Below are 18,979 nucleotides of genomic sequence, written 5' to 3' on the forward strand. Positions count from 1 at the left end.
GCTTTCGGCGGACGGTTTCGCTGAGCGGCTTTCAGCCGGCGGTCACGGGTGCGCGGGGACCGTCGTCAACAAAGGTTCCGGGGACGTGCGGCCGGTCGGTGAGCCCAGCGCGGTGAGGGTCAGGACCAGGGCGAACGCCAGGGCGAGACCGGTCGCGGCGGCGATCAGGGCACGCATACGGAGCCTCCCGACGGACTGGAACTGACACCATGTCAGGTCGGGCACCGTAGCAACGGCCGCGCGAGATGAGAACACGTCGGACGCACACGACGAAGGCGCCCCGCCGCCGCAGCGGAGGGGCGCCTGTCCCGCGCCGGCCGGAAGGCCGACCGGTCGGACCGTTTACAACCGGTCAGGCCGAGGGCGTCGCGGAAGCGGACTCGGAGGGGGAGGGGGAGGCGGAGGCGGAGGGGGTCGCCGAGGCGGACTCGGTGGGGCTGGGGGTCGGGGTCGGGTCGGGCGTCGGGGCCGCGGTGACCGCCAGTTCGACGGTCAGCGTCGCCCCGCCGGTGGTGGTGATGCGCAGCAGGTACGTGCCCGCGGTGTCGTCCGCGTACAGCTTGGGCAGCTTCAGCAGGCCGTTCGCGTCGGTCTCCAGGGCCGTCAGGGTGCGTACGGCGTTGCCGTTCGCGTCCTTGAAGTAGGGGCCCTTGTCGTTCTCGGTCGTGTCGCCCGCCGCCCCGACGAGCATGGCGGTGGCCGCGACCTTGCCCGCGACGGCCCCGCCGTTGGTGGCCTTCACCTCGACCTGGTCCGCGAACTCCCCGCCCGCGGTGCAGCTCAGCGCGGCGGCGTCGGTGCGGGTGAGCGTGTCGGCGGCGCGGGCGGTGACGGTGGCCGTGTGGTCGACGGCGGAGAGCGTGCGGCCCACGACGACGGCTCGGACGGTGAAGGTGCCGGTCTTCTCGCCCGCCTGGAGCACCGGCGCCACCGCGACGCCCGTGGTGTCGGTGACGACGGTCGCGACGCTCTCGCCGCCGGTGAAGGTGGCGTCGGTGTCGCCGACGAGGGTGAAGCGGACGCGTACCTTGCCGACGCCCTGGCCCGCCTTGGTCTCGGCGCGCGCGCTGATCTTCCCGTCGAACGCCTGACCGGCCGTCGCGGTGAGCTTCGCCGTGCCGACGTCCTTCAGGTGGTCCACGGTGTCGGTGGGCGTCGGGGCCGGGGTGCTCGGCGTCGACGGCTTCGGGCTCTCGGGGGCCGGATCGGACGGCTTGGGCGTCACCGGCGCGGACGGGGAGGTGCTGGGACCCGACGTGTGGTGGTCGTCGCTGCGGTTGGTGGGCAGGGCGCCGGTGCCGTTCGGGATCTCGTGGGTGCCCTTGCGGTAGTACTCCAGCCACGACAGGACCGTGTTCAGGTAGTCCTGCGAGTAGTTGTAGCTGAGGATCGCGCTGTGGAGGTCGGCCTGGGTGGACAGGTCCCAGCCGTTGCGGCACAGGTAGTGGCCCGCGGCGAGGGCGGCGTCGTAGACGTTGTTGGGGTCCTTGGCGCCGTCGCCGTTGCCGTCGCGGCCCGCCCACGCCCACGTGGACGGGATGAACTGCATGGGGCCCACGGCCCGGTCGACGGTGGCGTCGCCGTCGTAGGCACCGTTGTCGGTGTCCTGGATGAGCGCGAAGCCGTTGCCGTCCAGCTTCGGGCCCAGGATGGGGCTGAGGGTGGTGCCGTTCGCGTCGACGTTGCCGCCGCGGGCCTGGCCCGACTCGACCTTGCCGATGGCGGCGAGGAGTTCCCAGGGCAGGTTGCAGCCGGCCTTGGAGGCCGCCAGCTCGGCCGCGGCCTTCTTGTAGGCGTCCAGGACGGTGGCCGGTATGCCCGCCTCGGCCGGTCCCGTCACGACGGGACCGGTGGTCGCGCCCGGCGTCGGGGTCGCGGGGTTCGGGCTGTTCAGCGGCGGCAGGTCGGTGTAGTAGGGCGAATTGCCGGTGGCGGCGCCGTCGCCGGCGGTCGCCTCGGGCGTGGCCTGCGCGTCGGCGGCCGTCTGCCTGCCCTGGGTGTCGACCGTCACTCCCGGCGCCTGGGAGGCGGAGAGAGCCGCGACCGCGGCCGCCGCCACGGTGGTGGCGAGGGCCCCCTTGCGAAGACGCTTGCCGAATTGCGCCGCCATAGAGTGCATCCCTCCCATGGACGCCGAGTGCGCCCGACCGACTTCCGTCTGCTGTTCCCGCTCTGGTGTGACGGTCCTGCCGCCCCGGGGGTTGCCCTCCCGGGAGTGTGACCCAGGCGACCCTACGGCAACTTGCTTTGCACGGGCACCCGTTCACGCCCGATATTCACCAGTTGGCCAAGTCCGGTTCCCCGAGACGATCGTCACGCATACTGAACGGCAGATGATCATCGGGTCGGCCGTTCGGCCAACGCCCTGCACAGGAGGCCGTGTTGCCGTTCACCCTGAGCCACGCGGCGGCCGTGCTGCCCGGTTTGCGCACCGACGGCTCCGGCCGGGGACCCCTGGTGCCCGCGGTCCTCGTGGCCGGATCCTTCGCGCCCGACATGACCTACTACGCGGCGAGTGCCGTCCCGGGCGCGATGGAGTTCGGCGACGTCACGCACTCCTTCCCGGGCGTCTTCACGATCGACGTGCTGATCGCCTGGGCGCTGGTGGGCCTGTGGTCGCTGCTGCGCGAGCCGCTGGTGGCGCTGCTGCCACGGACCCGGCAGGGGCGGTGGGCGGCGCTGCTGCGCTGCGGGGCGCCGCGGGCTCGCGCGGGGGCGGTCACGGCGGCGCGGTGGTACCTGTCGGCGGCGCTCGGCGCGCTGACGCATGTCGTGTGGGACGCGTTCACGCACCACGACCGCTGGGGCACGCGGCTGTTCCCGGTGCTGGGCCGGGAGGCGGGGGGCCACCCGGTGTACTGGTTCGCGCAGTACGGCAGCTCGGCCGTGGCCGCGGTGGTCATCGCCGCGTTCGTGCTGACCGCGCTGCGCCGCACGCCGGCCCGCCCTGCGGCCCACCCGACGGCGGGCCGCCCGGCCGACGGGCCGGCGGGCGCCGAGGCGGAGCGGGCGGCGGGTGACTCCTCGGGCGTGCCCGCCCTCTCCGTGCGGGACCGCTGGTGGGCGGCCTCGGTGATCGGCGGCTGTGCGCTGGCCGGGGCCGTGCAGCGGGTGTCGCGGTGGTGGGTGTCCTGGGACACGACGCTCAGACCCTGGGAGCTGATCCCGACGCTGTGTTTCGGCGTGGGCGCGGGACTCGTGCCGGGACTGCTGCTGTACGCCGCCGGCGTGCGCGTGTGGCGTCCGGCGCCCGGGGCCGCCGCCGGGCGCCGGAAGCGCGGGGAGGCCGTCAGGGTCGGTCGGGGCCGTCCGGAGAACGACGGAGCCTGACGGGCGCCGCGACGAACACGGTGACGGTCCTCGTGGCACGGGGCCTTCGGGGAAGCCGGGCCAGGAGCAGGTACAGGTACGCCCGGCCGGTGTCGGCCCACAGGCGCCAGGCGGGCGTCTCACGAGGGCCCGCGGCGTACCGTCCCCCGCGGGTGAGCCTGCGCCGGAGCGCACCGGCCGTGCGGCGTGCGGCCATGGCCGTCGTGGCGGGGACGCGGACGGCCCCCGCCCCGGCCGCGAAGGCCGGGACCACCGGGAGCCCGGCGCCGGTAACAGCCCTGCCCTTGCCGTCGGACCGCGCCGACGACCGTCCCTGGGGACGGGCCCGGTCGGGTCCCGTCCGGCGGTGGAGCATGCGTATACCCATGCCCGCATCCTTACGGTCGCGGGCCCCCACGGGCGTTCTCGCGGGGGCCACGCGGGTGACGGGTCGCCGCCCACGGGGGGAGACCCCGTCCACCACCGCCCCGCCCCGCGCCCCGCGTCCCGTCAGGGGCGCCACGCGAGCGACCGCCACGGCCCGCGGGCGCACCGGCGGGCCGGGGCACGGGACCTGGGGCCACGCGAGCGGCCGCCACGGCCCGCCCGCGCACCGGCGGGCCGGGCACGGGACCGCGGGACGCACCGCCGGGCCCGGGCGGGACGGCAGGGCGAACCCGGGCCCGGGCGGGGCGCTCAGTGCGCGGCCGACTCCCAGTCCGGCCCCACGCCCACCGACACGTCCAGCGGGGCGCGCAGCTCGACCGCGCCCGCCATCTCACGGCGGACGATCTCCTCGGTCGCCTCCCGCTCCCCCGGGGCGATCTCCAGGACGATTTCGTCATGGACCTGGAGCAGCATCCGGGACGTGAGGTCCGCCTCCCGCAGCGCCCGGTCCACGTTGAGCATGGCGATCTTGACGATGTCCGCCGCCGTGCCCTGGATCGGGGCGTTGAGAGCCATGCGCTCCGCCGTCTCACGGCGCTGCCGGTTGTCGCTGTTGAGGTCGGGCAGATGACGGCGGCGGCCGAAGAGGGTCTCGGTGTAGCCCGTCGACCGCGCCTCGTCCACGACCCGGCGCAGATAGTCCCGTACGCCGCCGAAGCGCTCGAAGTAGGTGTCCATGAGCGCGCGGGCCTCGCCCGCCTCGATGTTCAGCTGCTGGGAGAGGCCGAACGCCGACAGGCCGTACGCCAGGCCGTACGACATCGCCTTGATCTTGCGACGCATCTCCGCGTCGACGGCCGAGCGCTCGACGGAGAAGACCTGCGAGGCGACCGTGGTGTGCAGGTCCTCGCCCGAGGTGAACGCCTCGATCAGGCCCGCGTCCTCGGACAGGTGGGCCATCACCCGCAGTTCGATCTGGCTGTAGTCCGCCGTCATCAGCGACTCGAAGCCCTCGCCGACGACGAAGCCGCGCCGGATCGCCCGGCCCTCGTCGGTGCGGACCGGGATGTTCTGGAGGTTCGGGTCCGTGGACGACAGCCGCCCGGTCGCCGCAACCGTCTGGTTGAAGGTGGTGTGGATACGGCCGTCGCCCGCGACCGTCTTGATCAGGCCCTCGACGGTCACACGCAGCTTCGCCTGCTCGCGGTGGCGGAGCATGATGACCGGCAGTTCGTTGTCGGTCTGGCCGGCCAGCCAGGCCAGCGCGTCGGCGTCGGTGGTGTAGCCCGTCTTCGTCTTCTTGGTCCTGGGCAGGGCCAGCTCGCCGAAGAGGACCTCCTGGAGCTGCTTGGGCGAGCCCAGGTTGAACTCGTGTCCGGCCGCGGCGTGCGCCTCCTTCACGGCCTGCTGCACCGCGCCCGCGAACATCTGCTCCATGGCCTCCAGATGGGCCCGGTCCGCCGCGATGCCGTGCCGCTCCATCCGCGCGAGCAGCGCCGAGGTGGGCAGTTCCATGTCCCGCAGCAGGTCCGCGGCGCCGGCCTCCGCCAGCCGGCTCTCGAACGCCTCCCCCAGGTCGAGGATCGCGCGGGCCTGCACCATCAGGGCCTCGGCCTCGGCTCCGTCGTCCGCCCCGAAGGCGAGCTGCCCGTCGGCCGCGGCGGCCGGGGCCAGCTCCCGCCCCAGGTACTCCAGGGACAGCGCGTCCAGGTCGAAGGAGCGCCGGCCGGGCTTGACGAGGTAGGCGGCCAGCGCGGTGTCCATGCGCACACCGGCGACGCTCCAGCCGTGCTCGGCGAGGACGCGCATGGCGCGCTTGGCGTTGTGCAGGACCTTCGGCGCGTCCGCGTCGGACAGCCAGGCCGCGAAGGCGTTCTCGTCGGCCTCGTCCAGCCCGGACGGGTCGAACCAGGCGGCCGCGCCGCCGCCCGCGGCGAGCGCGACCTCGGAGACCGAGCCGCTGCCCAGCGCCCAGGTGTCGGCCATGGCGACGCCGAGGACCTCGCCGGCGTGCCCGGCCAGCCAGCCGGTCAGCTCGCCGGTGCCGAGCACCGTGCCGTCCAGCTCCACGCCCTGCGCGACCACCGCGGTCGGCCCGCCCTCCTCCGCGCCCGGGTCGACGGCGAGCAGCCGCTCGCGCAGCGAGGGGTTACGGATCTCCAGGGTGTCCAGGATCATCGCCATGGTCTTGCGGTCGTACGGCGCGCGCTCCAGGTCGGCGACCGTCTTCGGCAGCTCGACGTCACGCACCATCTCGGTCAGCCGGCGGTTGAGCTTGACCGCTTCGAGGTGGTCGCGGAGGTTCTGCCCGGCCTTGCCCTTGACCTCGTCGACCCGCTCGACCAGGTCCGCGAACGAGCCGAACTGGTTGATCCACTTCGCGGCCGTCTTCTCGCCGACGCCGGGGATGCCCGGCAGGTTGTCGGACGGGTCGCCGCGCAGGGCCGCGAAGTCGGGGTACTGCGCGGGCGTCAGTCCGTACTTCTCGAAAACCTTCTCCGGGGTGAACCGGGTCAGCTCGGAGACGCCCTTCGTCGGGTACAGCACCGTGGTGTGCTCGGAGACCAGTTGGAAGGAGTCGCGGTCACCGGTGACGATCAGCACCTCGAAGCCCGCCGCCTCGGCCTGCGTGGCGAGGGTGGCGATGATGTCGTCCGCCTCGAAGCCGTCGACCGCGAACCGGGAGACGTGCATCGAGTCGAGAAGCTCGCCGATCAGCTCGACCTGGCCCTTGAACTCGTCCGGGGTCTTGGAACGGTTCGCCTTGTACTCCGTGAACTCCTCGGAGCGCCAGGTCTTGCGGGAGACGTCGAAGGCCACCGCGAAGTGCGTGGGCGCCTCGTCGCGCAGCGTGTTCGCCAGCATCGACGCGAAGCCGTAGATCGCGTTCGTCGGCTGGCCCGTCGCGGTCGTGAAATTCTCCGCGGGCAGCGCGAAGAACGCGCGGTAGGCCAGCGAGTGCCCGTCCATGAGCATCAGGCGCGGGCGGCTCTCGCCGGAGGTGTCGTCGGTCGTCTTCGCTGCTGAATCTGCCACGTCCCCGATCCTGCCACGCCGCACCGACAGTCGGCTCCGCCCTGAGCACTCACACGACCTCGCGCGACCGGCCGTCCGACACCCCGGCCGTCCGACACCCCGGCCGTCCGACGGCCGTCCCACGGCCGCCCCCTGCCCGGCCCGCGGGCACCCCATGGCCGTCCGACGGCCGCACGCCCGCCCCCGGTATCTGACCGGCCCGTGGGCGTCCCATTGCCGTCCCACGGCCACACAGCCACCCTCCGTCCCACGGCCCCCGGCCGTACCACGGGCGGCCGGAGGGCGGGGGCGGCACCCGGGTGCCTCATGGGCGGCGGCGGAAGCAGTCGGGGGTGCCGCCGACGGCAGCGGGAGCAGTCGGGGGTGCCTCACGGGCGGCAGCGTGACTGCACGCGTGCGTCCGCCGACGGCAGCTGGACGGCACGTGGGTGGTACGTGGGTGGCGCGTGGGGGGGGGTACGCGGGTCGCCACCTCGCAGGCGCCCCGGCGGGACACCCCGGTCGCCGACCGGCCGTCGTACGAGGGGCACCCCGACAGCCCCCGGGCGGCACCCGGCAGGCGCACCCGCATCCAGGCCGGCGGCCGACCGCGGCAAGCACGGCGGGCACGGCAAGCACGGCGGGCACGGCGGGCACGGCGGGCACGGCAAGCAGAGCGGGCGCAGCGGGCGCGGCAGGGGCAGCGGGCGCGGCACGCGCGGCGATCGCGGCACGCGCAGCAGGCGCGGCACGCGCAGCAGGCGCGGCACGCGCAGCACCCGCGCCGCCCACGCCGCCCACGCCGCCCACGCCGCCCACGCAAGCATTGCTCCCGCTTCCCCGCACGACCGGCCTCCGTCGTTGTCGGTGCCGCGTGCGAGGATCGGGGATGTCGAGGGTCCTGGGCCCGTGAGAGGGCAGCCGCCCGCAGGACCCGGGAGACGCAGCACACACGGAAGAAGGAGAGCTCGCGATGGCAACGAAGCCGCCGAAGGCCGATCCGGTCCAGGACGCGCCGCGGGTCGCCGAGCCGAAGCACGCGGCCGCCGGACTGCCGGCCGTCGGGCACTCCCTGCGCATCGCCCAGCAGCAGATGGGCGTCAAGCGCACCGCGCTGACCCTGCTGCGCGTCAACCAGAAGGACGGCTTCGACTGTCCCGGCTGCGCCTGGCCCGAGCCGGAGCACCGGCACACGGCGGAGTTCTGCGAGAACGGCGCCAAGGCGGTCGCCGAGGAAGCCACCCTGCGCCGGGTCACCCCCGAGTTCTTCGCCGCCCACTCCGTCCAGGACCTCGGCGCGCGCAGCGGCTACTGGCTCGGCCAGCAGGGGCGGCTCACCCACCCCATGTACCTCCCCGAGGGCGCCGACCACTACGAGCCGGTCACCTGGGAGCGCGCCTTCGACATCGTCGCCGACGAGATCGCCGCCCTCGACTCGCCCGACGAGGCCCTCTTCTACACCTCGGGCCGCACCAGCAACGAGGCCGCGTTCCTCTACCAGCTCTTCGCCCGCGAACTGGGCACCAACAACCTGCCCGACTGCTCGAACATGTGCCACGAGTCGTCGGGCTCGGCCCTGACCGAGACGATCGGCATCGGCAAGGGCAGCGTCCTGCTGGACGACCTCTACCAGGCCGACCTGATCATCGTCGCCGGCCAGAACCCCGGCACCAACCACCCGCGGATGCTCTCCGCGCTGGAGAAGGCCAAGGCGAACGGCGCGCGGATCATCAGCGTCAACCCGCTGCCCGAAGCGGGCCTGGAGCGCTTCAAGAACCCGCAGACCCCGCAGGGCATGCTCAAGGGCGCCGCCCTCAACGACCTCTTCCTCCAGATCCGCATCGGCGGCGACCAGGCCCTCTTCCGCCTCCTCAACCGGCTCGTCCTGGAGACCGAGGGCGCCGTCGACCAGGAGTTCGTCGACGAGCACACCCACGGCTTCGAGGAGTTCGCCGCGGCCGCCCGCGCCGCCGACTGGGACGAGACCCTCACCGCGACCGGCCTCACCCGCGAGGAGATCGACGAAGCCCTGCGCATGGTGCTCGCCTCGGAGCGCACCATCGTCTGCTGGGCCATGGGCCTCACCCAGCACAAGCACTCCGTCCCGACCATCCGCGAGGTCGTCAACTTCCTGCTGCTGCGCGGCAACATCGGCCGCCCCGGCGCGGGCGTGTGCCCGGTGCGCGGCCACTCCAACGTGCAGGGCGACCGCACCATGGGCATCTTCGAGCGGCCCGCCCCCGCCTTCCTCGACGCGCTGGAGAAGGAGTTCGGCTTCGCCCCGCCGCGCGAGCACGGCTACGACGTCGTCCAGGCCATCCGCGCCCTGCGCGACGGCGAGGCGAAGGTCTTCTTCGCCATGGGCGGCAACTTCGTCTCCGCCTCGCCCGACACCGACGTCACCGAGGCGGCCATGCGGCGCGCCCGGCTGACCGTGCACGTCTCGACGAAGCTCAACCGCTCGCACGTCGTCACCGGCGCGCGCGCCCTGATCCTGCCGACACTGGGCCGCACCGAGCGCGACCTCCAGGCCGGCGGCGAGCAGTTCGTGACGGTCGAGGACTCCATGGGCATGGTGCACGCCTCCCGCGGCCGGCTGGCGCCCGCCGGCGCCCACCTGCTGTCCGAACCGGCCATCGTGTGCCGGCTGGCCCGCCGGGTGCTCGGCGCCGACAGCAAGGTCCCGTGGGAGGACTTCGAGAAGGACTACGCGACCGTCCGCGACCGCATCGCGCGCGTGATCCCCGGCTTCGAGGACTTCAACGCGCGCGTGGCCCGCCCCGAGGGCTTCACCCTGCCGCACGCACCGCGCGACGAACGCCGCTTCCCGACGGCCACCGGCAAGGCGAACTTCACCGCCGCGCCGGTCGAGTTCCCCGCCCTGCCCGAGGGCCGGCTGCTGCTCCAGACCCTGCGCTCGCACGACCAGTACAACACCACGATCTACGGTCTCGACGACCGCTACCGGGGCATCACCAACGGCCGCCGGGTGGTGCTGGTGAACGCCGAGGACGCGCGCACGCTGGGCGTCGCCGAAGGCTCGTACGTCGACCTGGTGAGCGAGTGGAAGGACGGCGTGGAGCGCCGGGCGCCCGGCTTCCGGGTGGTGCTCTATCCGACGGCGCGCGGCTGCGCGGCCGCCTACTACCCCGAGACGAACGTGCTGGTCCCGCTGGACGCCACCGCCGACACCAGCAACACCCCGGCCAGCAAGTCCGTCGTGGTGCGTCTGGAACAATCGGCGACCGACTGAGCGTTTGCTCAGCCAACAGCGCCGTACGGAACACCGAACGGGACACCGGGAGGAACACCGGACGGAGCGCCGTACCGATCCCGACGAACGGAGCCGGCCCCATGGGCGAGCAGCAGCAAGTGAAGTTCCCGCAGGAGGTCATCGACGAGTACGCCGCGCTCGGTGTCGACCTGCCCGCCCTGTTCTCCGCCGGTCACCTCGGCACCCGGATGGGCGTGCAGATCCTCGAGGCGTCCGCGGACCGCGTCGTCGGCACCATGCCGGTCGAGGGCAACACCCAGCCCTACGGCCTGCTGCACGGCGGCGCCTCGGCCGTCCTCGCGGAGACGCTCGGTTCGGTCGGCTCCATGCTGCACGGCGGCAGCACCAAGATCGCCGTCGGCGTCGACCTCAACTGCACGCACCACCGCGGGGCCCGCTCCGGCCTGGTGACCGGGGTCGCCACACCGGTGCACCGCGGGCGCTCCACGGCGACGTACGAGATCGTGATCAGCGACGAGGAGGGCCGGCGCGTGTGCACGGCCCGGCTGACCTGTCTGCTGCGGGACGTGAACCCGGGCGACGCGGCCCAGGCACGGACGGCGGGCTGACCCCACCTGGACACAGGCCCCGCGGCGCGGGGCACATGTGACGCCTGCGGGGCCGTTGCCCCGCAGGCGTCGGGCACCCTAGCGTTCAGGGCATGGCAACGGGAGCGCCCCACCGCGCCGCGGCGGCACGCCTGCCGCGGCGCCGTCCCGCCCTCACCCCCGCGCTCGCCCTCGCCGTCGGACTCGCGCTCCTGACGGGCGTATCGGCTACCGGCTGCGACCGCGACTCCCCCGCCACCGCCCGCGCACCCGACCCGTCCGACCCGCCCTCCGCGTCCGGCGCAGCCGGAACATCCGCCGGCACCGCGGGGCGCGGTTCCCCTGCACCCTCGGCCACTCCGCCCGAGGAGCTGTGCACCCGTCTCGTCACCCACTGGGCCCGTCAGTCCCTGGACACCCCTACCTACGGTGACTATCAGTCGATGGGCCTGTCCAACGGCCAGTACGAGATCCTGCGCGCCGTCGTGGACGCCGCGCGGGCCGAACGGAAGCGTCAAGGCACCTCCTCGGCGGTTCAATTGATCAACCGTCAGGCGCGCAGGGGCTGCGCCGACCGGTACCGCTCCAAAGAACCGGGCGAGGACCCCTGGCGGTGAGCGGCGTCGGCTCCAAGCGCCCCGGAAAGCGCACCCCGGGCACAGGACGAACTCCCCGAACCGCCCCCGTCGGCACGCGCGGCCGGTCCCTTCCGAGCCACCCGCGCCACCTGAGTAGCCGTCAGAGTCGCCACCGCGCCGCACGCGCCCGCCCGTCGGTCACCGGCCCGCCCGGCAACACCGGCCACCCCTGCGCGTCCCCCACGCACGCCTGCCCACACAGCGTCAACACGCGTACTCGTACAGCGTCAACAACCGTGCCCCGCAAGGCCGTTCCCCGCACTGACGTTCTCCGCCCGGCCGGCTCCGATGACGCCCGGCCCGACCCGCACATCACACCGTCCGGCGCACCGCCGCACGGCCTCGGCCGGGAGCCGCTCCCGCAGGTCGGGTCCCGGCCGCCGGCCGCCGCGACGCGGCCGGCCCGGCTCTCCGCAGGACTCGCACCGACCCCGGCCCAACAGACACGTTTCCGGACAAAAACCGGTTCAGCTCGCAAGATCGCCATCACCATGCATGTCACGGAATGCGGAAATGCGCCAAGAAACGCCGATCCAGCTTTCCCCGCCGTAACTCTACGTAATGCGCGCGCAATACGGGTTTCACGTTTACCCCGGCGTCGGCGCTATGCACGCGCCCCCTCCATGGCCCCGCAAGTCGCCTGCGGCAACGATTTACGTCATTACCAAAACGCCTGAAGCACCTGGCCACTTCGAGGGCCATCCTGCAGGTTCTCACTATGCGGACAGGGCGAATCGGCCTGAATTCCACTGTTCCCCCCGCTCGGCACCGCTCTGCATTACCCCGTGTCATAACAAGAGAGTCACAGCCTTCGTCAGACCCTCCTCGACATTCCCTCCACACGCTTAGAGTCACGGCCAGTCACCGCGGCCGGAAAGTCACTCCGACCAGCGCTCGACTCGGCCTCTTCCAGGGGGGAGGGCCGCCCAGGGAAAGGACAAGAACGTGCGTCAACGTTCGCTCATCGCCATCACCGCCGCGCTGTCCGCGGGAGCACTCACCCTCACCGCCTGCGGTTCGCGTGACAGCGGCGACAAGAGCTCCGACAGCGGCGGCACCGTCGTCACCATCGGCGTGGACGCCCCGCTCACCGGCGACCTGTCCGCGCTGGGTCTCGGCATCAAGAACTCCGTCGACCTCGCCGCCAAGACGGCCAACAAGAAGAAGTACGTCGACGGCGTCACCTTCAAGATCGTCGCCAAGGACGACCAGGCGCAGCCCTCGTCCGGCCAGCAGAACGCCGCCGCCCTCGTCGCCGACAAGAGCGTCCTCGGTGTGGTCGGCCCGCTGAACTCCTCCGTGGCCGAGGCCATGCAGAAGGTCTTCGACGACGCCAAGCTCGTCGAGGTCTCCCCGGCCAACACCAACCCCGCGCTCACCCAGGGCACCAACTGGGCGACCAGCAAGGCCCGCACCTACAAGTCGTACTTCCGCACCGCGACCACGGACGCCATCCAGGGCCCGTTCGCCGCCCAGTACGTCTTCAACACCGCGAAGAAGACCAAGGTCTTCGTCATCGACGACAAGAAGACCTACGGCGCCGGCCTCGCCGGTACCTTCACCACCGAGTTCAAGAAGCTCGGCGGCAAGGTCGTCGGCACCCAGCACATCAACCCCGACACCAAGGACTTCTCCGCGGTCGCCACCCAGGTCAAGAACTCCGGCGCCGACGTCGTCTACTACGGCGGCGAGTACCCGCAGGCCGGCCCGCTCAGCAAGCAGATCAAGTCCGCCGGCGCCAAGATCCCGCTCATCGGCGGCGACGGCATCTACGCCGACGACTTCCTCAAGCTGGCCGGCTCCACCGCCACCGGCGACCTCGCCACCTCCGTCGGCGCCCCGGTCGAGACCCTCGACTCCGCCAAGGAGTTCGTCGCCAACTACAAGGCCGGCGGCTACAAGGAGGAGTACGGCGCCTACGGCGGCTACTCCTACGACTCCGCCTGGGCGATCATCGAGGCCGTCAAGAAGGTCGTCGACGACAACGGCGGCAAGCTGCCCGACGACGCCCGCGCGAAGATCACCGCCGCCACCCAGAACGTCTCGTTCGACGGTGTGACCGGCAAGGTCTCCTTCGACGAGTTCGGCGACGCCACCAACAAGCAGCTCACCGTCTACGCCGTCGAGAACGGCGCGTGGAAGGCCGTCAACTCCGGCACCTACACCGGCTGACCCACCTCGCAACTCTGAGCCGCGCGGGGCGCTGTTCCACTGGCGCCCCGCGCGCACTCGCATCCGGCCCCACCCGTCGAAACATCCGAACCGTCTCGGAGGACATGCGGTGAACGAACTGCCGCAGCAGCTGGTCAACGGCCTGCTACTGGGATCCATGTACGGCCTGGTCGCCATCGGCTACACAATGGTCTATGGCATTGTCCAGCTCATCAACTTCGCCCACGGCGAGATCTTCATGACCGGAGCGTTCGGCGCTCTCACGGTCTACCTGTACATACTGCCTGACGGCACTTCCATGATGATCGCCCTGCCGCTGATGCTGGTGGGCGCCGTCCTGGTCTCCGTCACCATCGCCGTCGGCGCGGAACGGTTCGCCTACCGCCCCCTCCGCAACGCACCACGCCTCGCCCCCCTCATCACCGCCATCGGCCTCTCGCTCGCCCTGCAGCAGGCCGTCTGGGCCTGGTACCCCGACGCCAAGTCGGCCATCGTCTTCCCCCAGATCGAGGGCGGCCCCTTCAAGATCGGCAGCGTCACCATCCAGACCGGTGACATCTTCCTGCTGATCGCGGCCCCCATCAGCATGGCCATCCTCGGCTACTTCGTGATGAAGACCCGCACCGGACGCGGCATGCAGGCCACCGCCCAGGACCCCGACACCGCGAAGCTCATGGGCGTCAACACCGACCGCATCATCGTGATCGCGTTCGCCCTCGGCGCCACCTTCGCCGCCGTCGGAGCCGTCGCCTACGGCCTGAAGTACGGCCAGATCGACTTCAAGATGGGCTTCCTGCTCGGCCTGAAGGCGTTCACCGCGGCCGTCCTCGGCGGCATCGGCAACATCTACGGAGCCATGATCGGCGGCCTCGTCCTCGGCGTCGCCGAGACCCTCGCCACCGCCTACATCGCCGACATCCCCGGCATGGGCCAGTTCGGCAGCAACGCCTGGGCCGACGTCTGGGCCTTCGTACTCCTCATCCTCGTGCTGCTGTTCCGGCCCCAGGGCCTGCTCGGCGAGCGCGTCGCCGACAGGGCGTGACAACGATGACCACACAGACCACCGCACCCGAGACCCCCGGCGCCTTCGCCCCCAAGCAGGCCGGCCTCATCGGCATCCCGCCGCAGATCGCCCGCGCCCTGGCAGCCGGCGGCGCCGTCCTCACCGTCATCTCCACGTTCCTCGCCTGGACCTGGACCTCCGCCTTCCCCGGCGACCTCACCGTCTACGGCTACCCCGGCGGCCTCCAGGTCCTCGTCCTCATCGGCGGCGCACTCACCACCCTCCTCGCCCTCTCCTCCTACGGCGTCAAGGGCCTGGGCTGGCTCACCCCCGCCGGCGCCGACGGCGCCATCAAGTTCGCCGCGCTCGCCACCTTCGCCACCGCCTGGTACACGGTCATCGCGATCAGCGCGAACCTCGGCGGCGTCGTCAACCTCGAACCCGGCGGCTACCTCGTCGCCGTCGGCAGCCTGGCCGCCTTCCTCGGTGCCCTCGCCCTGCCCTTCGAGCACCCCGAGGCCGACCCGATCGACCCCGACGACACCTCCTGGGAGCACTTCAAGCACCAGGCCGCCCACCGGTGGACCACCGTCAAGACCGCCTTCGCCGGCGGCAAGGCCCGCCCCGTCGGCAAGCTCCCCTCGTACGTCGAGATCCTGATCATCGTCGCCGTCCTCGCCCTCGCCCTCGTCGTCTTCACCTACGGCATCGGCACCGAGTACGACGAACTGTTCATCGGCTTCCTGATCACCGCCGGCTTCGGCTTCGCCGCCCTCAACAAGTCCGGCCTGATCGCCCAGGCGTCGCAGATCACCGCCCGCCACCAGAACATCACCGTCTGCGGCGCCTTCGTCGCCGCCGCCGCGTTCCCCTTCACCCAGACCGACGACCAGTACGCGACCCTCGGCGTCTACATCCTCATCTTCGCCACCGTCGCCCTCGGCCTGAACATCGTCGTCGGCCTCGCCGGCCTCCTCGACCTCGGCTACGTCGCCTTCCTCGGCGTCGGCGCCTACGCCGCGGCCATGGTCTCCGGCTCCCCCAGCTCGCCGTTCCACGTGCACTTCCCGTTCTGGGCCGCCGCCCTCGTCGGCGCCGGAGCCTCGCTCGTCTTCGGCGTCCTCATCGGCGCCCCGACCCTGCGACTGCGCGGCGACTACCTCGCCATCGTGACCCTCGGCTTCGGAGAGATCTTCCGGATCACCGCCAACAACCTCGACGGCACCTCCGGCCCCGACGTCACCAACGGCTCCAACGGCATCTCGTCCATCCCGAACCTCGAGATCCTCGGGTTCGACTTCGGCGCCGTCCACGACATCGCCGGCTTCGCCATCGGACGCTTCGCCAACTACTTCTTCCTGATGCTGATCATCACCGCCGTCGTCGTGCTCGTCTTCCGACGCAGCGGCAACTCCCGCATCGGCCGCGCCTGGGTCGCCATCCGCGAGGACGAGACCGCCGCCCTCGCCATGGGCATCAACGGCTTCCGCGTCAAGCTCATCGCCTTCGCCGTCGGCGCCTCCCTCGCCGGCCTCGCCGGCACCGTCCAGGCCCACGTCACCTACACCGTGACCCCCGAGCAGTACCTGTTCGCCGGCCCCATCCCGCCCAACTCCGCCTTCCTGCTCGCCGCGGTCGTCCTCGGCGGCATGGGCACCATCGGCGGCCCCCTCATCGGCGCCTCCCTGCTCTTCCTCATCCCCAACAAGCTCCAGTTCCTCGGCGACTACCAGCTCTTCGCCTTCGGCATCGCACTCATCCTGCTGATGCGCTTCCGTCCTGAGGGCCTCATCCCCAACCGACGCCGCCAGCTCGAGTTCCACGAAGACGCGGAAGCGCCCACCGTCCTCACCAAGGCAGGGGCCTGACCACCATGACCACCGACACCACCACCCAGGACACCACCCCCGGCGCCCCCGCCACCGGAGAGACCGTCCTCGACGCCCGCGGCGTCACCATGCGCTTCGGCGGCCTCACCGCCGTCCGCAACGTCGACCTCACCGTCAACAGCGGCGAGATCGTCGGCCTCATCGGCCCCAACGGCGCCGGCAAGACCACCTTCTTCAACTGCCTCACGGGCCTCTACATCCCCACCGAGGGCGAGGTCCGCTACAAGGGCACGGTCCTGCCGCCCAAGTCCTTCAAGGTCACCGCCGCCGGCGTGGCACGCACCTTCCAGAACATCCGTCTCTTCGCCAACATGACGGTCCTGGAGAACGTGCTGGTCGGCCGCCACACCCGCACGAAGGAAGGTTTCTGGTCGGCCGTCCTGCGCCTGCCCGGATTCCACAAGGCCGAAGCCGCCTCCCGCGCCCGCGCCATGGAACTCCTGGAGTTCGTCGGCCTCGCCGACAAGGCCGAGCACCTGGCCCGCAACCTCCCCTACGGCGAGCAGCGCAAGCTGGAGATCGCCCGCGCCCTCGCCAGCGACCCGGGCCTGCTCCTGCTCGACGAGCCCACCGCCGGCATGAACCCGCAGGAGACCCGCGCCACCGAGGAACTGGTCTTCGCGATCCGCGACATGGGCATCGCCATCCTCGTCATCGAGCACGACATGCGCTTCATCTTCAACCTCTGCGACCGCGTCGCCGTCCTCGTCCAGGGCGAGAAGCTCGTCGAGGGCGACAGCGCCACCGTGCAGGGCGACGAGCGCGTCGTCGCCGCCTACCTCGGCGAACCCTTCGAAGGCGCCCCCGGCGCCGACGAAGCCACCGAGGTCGCGGCGGCCGAGGCCACGGCCGAGCCCGAGACCGAGGCGGAGACCCCCGAGGCCACGGCGGACGACACCGAAGCCGAGACCACCGAGGCCGAGACCCCCGCGGCCGAGACCGAGGACGCCGAAGCCACCGACGCACCCGCCGACACCACGACGGACGCAGAGGACGCAGAGGACGCAGAACCCGCCGCGGCCGCCGACACGACGGACACCGCGCCCGGCAAGGAGAACGACCGATGACCGCACTGCTCGAAGTCGAGGACCTCCGGGTCGCCTACGGCAAGATCGAAGCCGTCAAGGGCATCTCGTTCAAGGTCGAGGCCGGCGAGGTCGTCACCCTCATCGGCACCAACGGCGCCGGCAAGACGACCACCCTGCGCACCCTCTCCGGCCTCCTCAAGCCGGTCGGCGGCCAGATCAAGTTCAACGGCAAATCGCTCAAGAAGATCCCCGCCCACCAGGTCGTCTCCCTGGGACTCGCCCACTCCCCCGAGGGGCGGCACATCTTCCCGCGCATGACCATCGAGGACAACCTCCGCCTCGGCGCCTTCCTGCGCAGCGACAAGCCCGGCATCGAGAAGGACATCCAGCGCGCCTACGACCTCTTCCCCATCCTGGGCGAACGTCGCAAGCAGGCCGCAGGCACCCTCTCCGGCGGCGAGCAGCAGATGCTCGCCATGGGCCGCGCCCTCATGTCCCAGCCCAAGCTGCTCATGCTCGACGAGCCCTCCATGGGCCTCTCGCCGATCATGATGCAGAAGATCATGGCGACCATCGCCGAGCTGAAGTCCCAGGGCATGACCATCCTGCTCATCGAGCAGAACGCCCAGGCGGCACTCTCCCTCGCCGACCACGGTCACGTCATGGAGGTCGGCAACATCGTCCTCTCCGGCACCGGCCAGGACCTGCTGCACGACGAGTCGGTCCGCAAGGCGTACCTGGGCGAGGACTGAGCCCCGGTCCCGCCCGCACGACGAGGCCCGCGCCCCCTGTCCAGGGAGCGCGGGCCTCGTCGTACCTACTACGGCGGTGAAGCTCAGCCCTTCGCGGCCTTCTTCTCCTCGGCATCCGCGATGACGGCCTCGGCGACCTGCTGCATCGACATCCGCCGGTCCATCGACGTCTTCTGGATCCACCGGAACGCGGCCGGCTCGTTCAGCCCGTACTCGGTCTGGAGCACCGACTTCGCCCGGTCCACCAGCTTGCGCGTCTCCAGCCGCTGGGAGAGGTCCGCGACCTCCCGCTCCAGCTCCTTCAGCTCCGTGAAACGCGACACGGCCATCTCGATCGCCGGCACGACGTCGCTCTTGCTGAACGGCTTCACCAGATACGCCATCGCACCGGCGTCCCGGGCCCGCTCCACGAGGTCGCGCTGCGAGAACGCGGTCAGCATCAGCACGGGCGCGATGCGCTCCTCGGCGATCTTCTCCGCGGCGGAGATACCGTCCAGCTTGGGCATCTTCACATCGAGGATGACCAGGTCCGGCTTGTGCTCGCGGGCGAGCTCGACGGCCTGCTCGCCGTCACCCGCCTCACCGACGACGGAGTAGCCCTCCTCCTCCAGCATCTCTTTGAGGTCGAGCCGGATCAGGGCCTCGTCCTCGGCGATGACGACACGGGTCGTCAGCGGAGGCACGTGCGACTGCTCGCCATCGGGCGCGTCTACGGGCTGGGGCGACTCGGGGGCGGTCACGGGGGGCTCCTTGTTCCGGGCCGGGCACATACTGCTGCCTATGCAGCCTACCCAGAGGCGGAGACCCACGGTGACCCGGTATGCTTCCGGGCAGCCAGTCCTGCCGGGTTGGTGGAACGGCATACACGGATGTCTCAAACACATCTGCCCGAGAGGGCTTGCGGGTTCGAGTCCCGCACCCGGCACAGTTCCAAGAAAGCGGATGTTCACGTTCTCGTGAACAT

The 18,979-nt window shown here is 71.6% G+C and carries 13 protein-coding genes and 1 tRNA gene; 10 read left to right on the forward strand and 4 right to left on the reverse strand.

Features of this window, described 5'->3' with window-relative positions; all coding sequences use genetic code 11:
- Positions 1 to 42 precede the first annotated feature (42 nt).
- The gene (locus tag ACWC24_RS16290; protein WP_351617647.1) at positions 43 to 177 is read right to left on the reverse strand and encodes an SPW_0924 family protein; all 135 of its coding nucleotides are present in this window, start codon (positions 175 to 177) and stop codon (positions 43 to 45) included.
- Between the two features lie 175 nt (positions 178 to 352).
- A complete protein-coding gene (locus tag ACWC24_RS16295; protein WP_450663479.1) occupies positions 353 to 2,110 on the reverse strand; it encodes a lytic transglycosylase domain-containing protein in 1,758 nt (585 codons plus the stop codon).
- Between the two features lie 272 nt (positions 2,111 to 2,382).
- Between ACWC24_RS16295 and ACWC24_RS16300 the strand changes: the two genes are divergently transcribed.
- Positions 2,383 to 3,330, forward strand: coding sequence for a DUF4184 family protein (locus ACWC24_RS16300; protein WP_450663480.1), 948 nt, complete (start codon positions 2,383 to 2,385; stop codon positions 3,328 to 3,330).
- A gap of 675 nt (positions 3,331 to 4,005) precedes the next feature.
- Here ACWC24_RS16300 and polA read toward each other — a convergent pair.
- A complete protein-coding gene (gene polA / locus ACWC24_RS16305; RefSeq protein WP_450663481.1) occupies positions 4,006 to 6,732 on the reverse strand; it encodes a DNA polymerase I in 2,727 nt (908 codons plus the stop codon).
- 952 nt (positions 6,733 to 7,684) lie between these two features.
- Between polA and ACWC24_RS16310 the strand changes: the two genes are divergently transcribed.
- From ACWC24_RS16310 to ACWC24_RS16345, 8 genes are all read left to right on the forward strand, one after another.
- Positions 7,685 to 9,964 carry an FdhF/YdeP family oxidoreductase gene (locus tag ACWC24_RS16310; RefSeq protein ID WP_450663482.1) on the forward strand — a complete coding sequence of 760 codons (2,280 nt, stop codon included), beginning with the start codon at positions 7,685 to 7,687 and terminating at the stop codon, positions 9,962 to 9,964.
- 101 nt (positions 9,965 to 10,065) lie between these two features.
- Complete coding sequence (locus ACWC24_RS16315) at positions 10,066 to 10,554, forward strand: hotdog fold thioesterase (protein WP_450663483.1); 489 nt, start codon at positions 10,066 to 10,068, stop codon at positions 10,552 to 10,554.
- A 92-nt stretch (positions 10,555 to 10,646) separates the two neighbouring features.
- The gene (locus ACWC24_RS16320) at positions 10,647 to 11,150 is read left to right on the forward strand and encodes a hypothetical protein (protein WP_450663484.1); all 504 of its coding nucleotides are present in this window, start codon (positions 10,647 to 10,649) and stop codon (positions 11,148 to 11,150) included.
- Between the two features lie 966 nt (positions 11,151 to 12,116).
- Positions 12,117 to 13,343, forward strand: a complete 1,227-nt coding sequence (locus ACWC24_RS16325) for a branched-chain amino acid ABC transporter substrate-binding protein (protein ID WP_450663485.1) — start codon at positions 12,117 to 12,119, stop codon at positions 13,341 to 13,343.
- Between the two features lie 109 nt (positions 13,344 to 13,452).
- Positions 13,453 to 14,385: a branched-chain amino acid ABC transporter permease gene (locus ACWC24_RS16330; protein ID WP_450663486.1), complete on the forward strand. Its 933-nt coding sequence runs from the start codon at positions 13,453 to 13,455 to the stop codon at positions 14,383 to 14,385.
- A 5-nt stretch (positions 14,386 to 14,390) separates the two neighbouring features.
- Positions 14,391 to 16,214, forward strand: a complete 1,824-nt coding sequence (locus ACWC24_RS16335) for a branched-chain amino acid ABC transporter permease (RefSeq protein WP_450663487.1) — start codon at positions 14,391 to 14,393, stop codon at positions 16,212 to 16,214.
- A gap of 5 nt (positions 16,215 to 16,219) precedes the next feature.
- The gene (locus ACWC24_RS16340; RefSeq protein WP_450663488.1) at positions 16,220 to 17,302 is read left to right on the forward strand and encodes an ABC transporter ATP-binding protein; all 1,083 of its coding nucleotides are present in this window, start codon (positions 16,220 to 16,222) and stop codon (positions 17,300 to 17,302) included.
- Positions 17,299 to 18,015 carry an ABC transporter ATP-binding protein gene (locus tag ACWC24_RS16345; RefSeq protein ID WP_450663489.1) on the forward strand — a complete coding sequence of 239 codons (717 nt, stop codon included), beginning with the start codon at positions 17,299 to 17,301 and terminating at the stop codon, positions 18,013 to 18,015. Before ACWC24_RS16340 ends, ACWC24_RS16345 begins: the two co-directional genes overlap by 4 nt.
- A gap of 83 nt (positions 18,016 to 18,098) precedes the next feature.
- On the opposite strand, the gene ACWC24_RS16350 is transcribed toward ACWC24_RS16345, so the two are convergent.
- Positions 18,099 to 18,755, reverse strand: a complete 657-nt coding sequence (locus ACWC24_RS16350; protein WP_450663490.1) for an ANTAR domain-containing response regulator — start codon at positions 18,753 to 18,755, stop codon at positions 18,099 to 18,101.
- Positions 18,756 to 18,857: 102 nt separating this feature from the next.
- Between ACWC24_RS16350 and ACWC24_RS16355 the strand changes: the two genes are divergently transcribed.
- Positions 18,858 to 18,940: transfer RNA gene (locus ACWC24_RS16355), tRNA-Leu, on the forward strand.
- The last annotated feature ends 39 nt before the right edge of the window (positions 18,941 to 18,979 follow it).

The sequence above is a fragment of the Streptomyces sp. NPDC001443 genome (assembly GCF_053597355.1).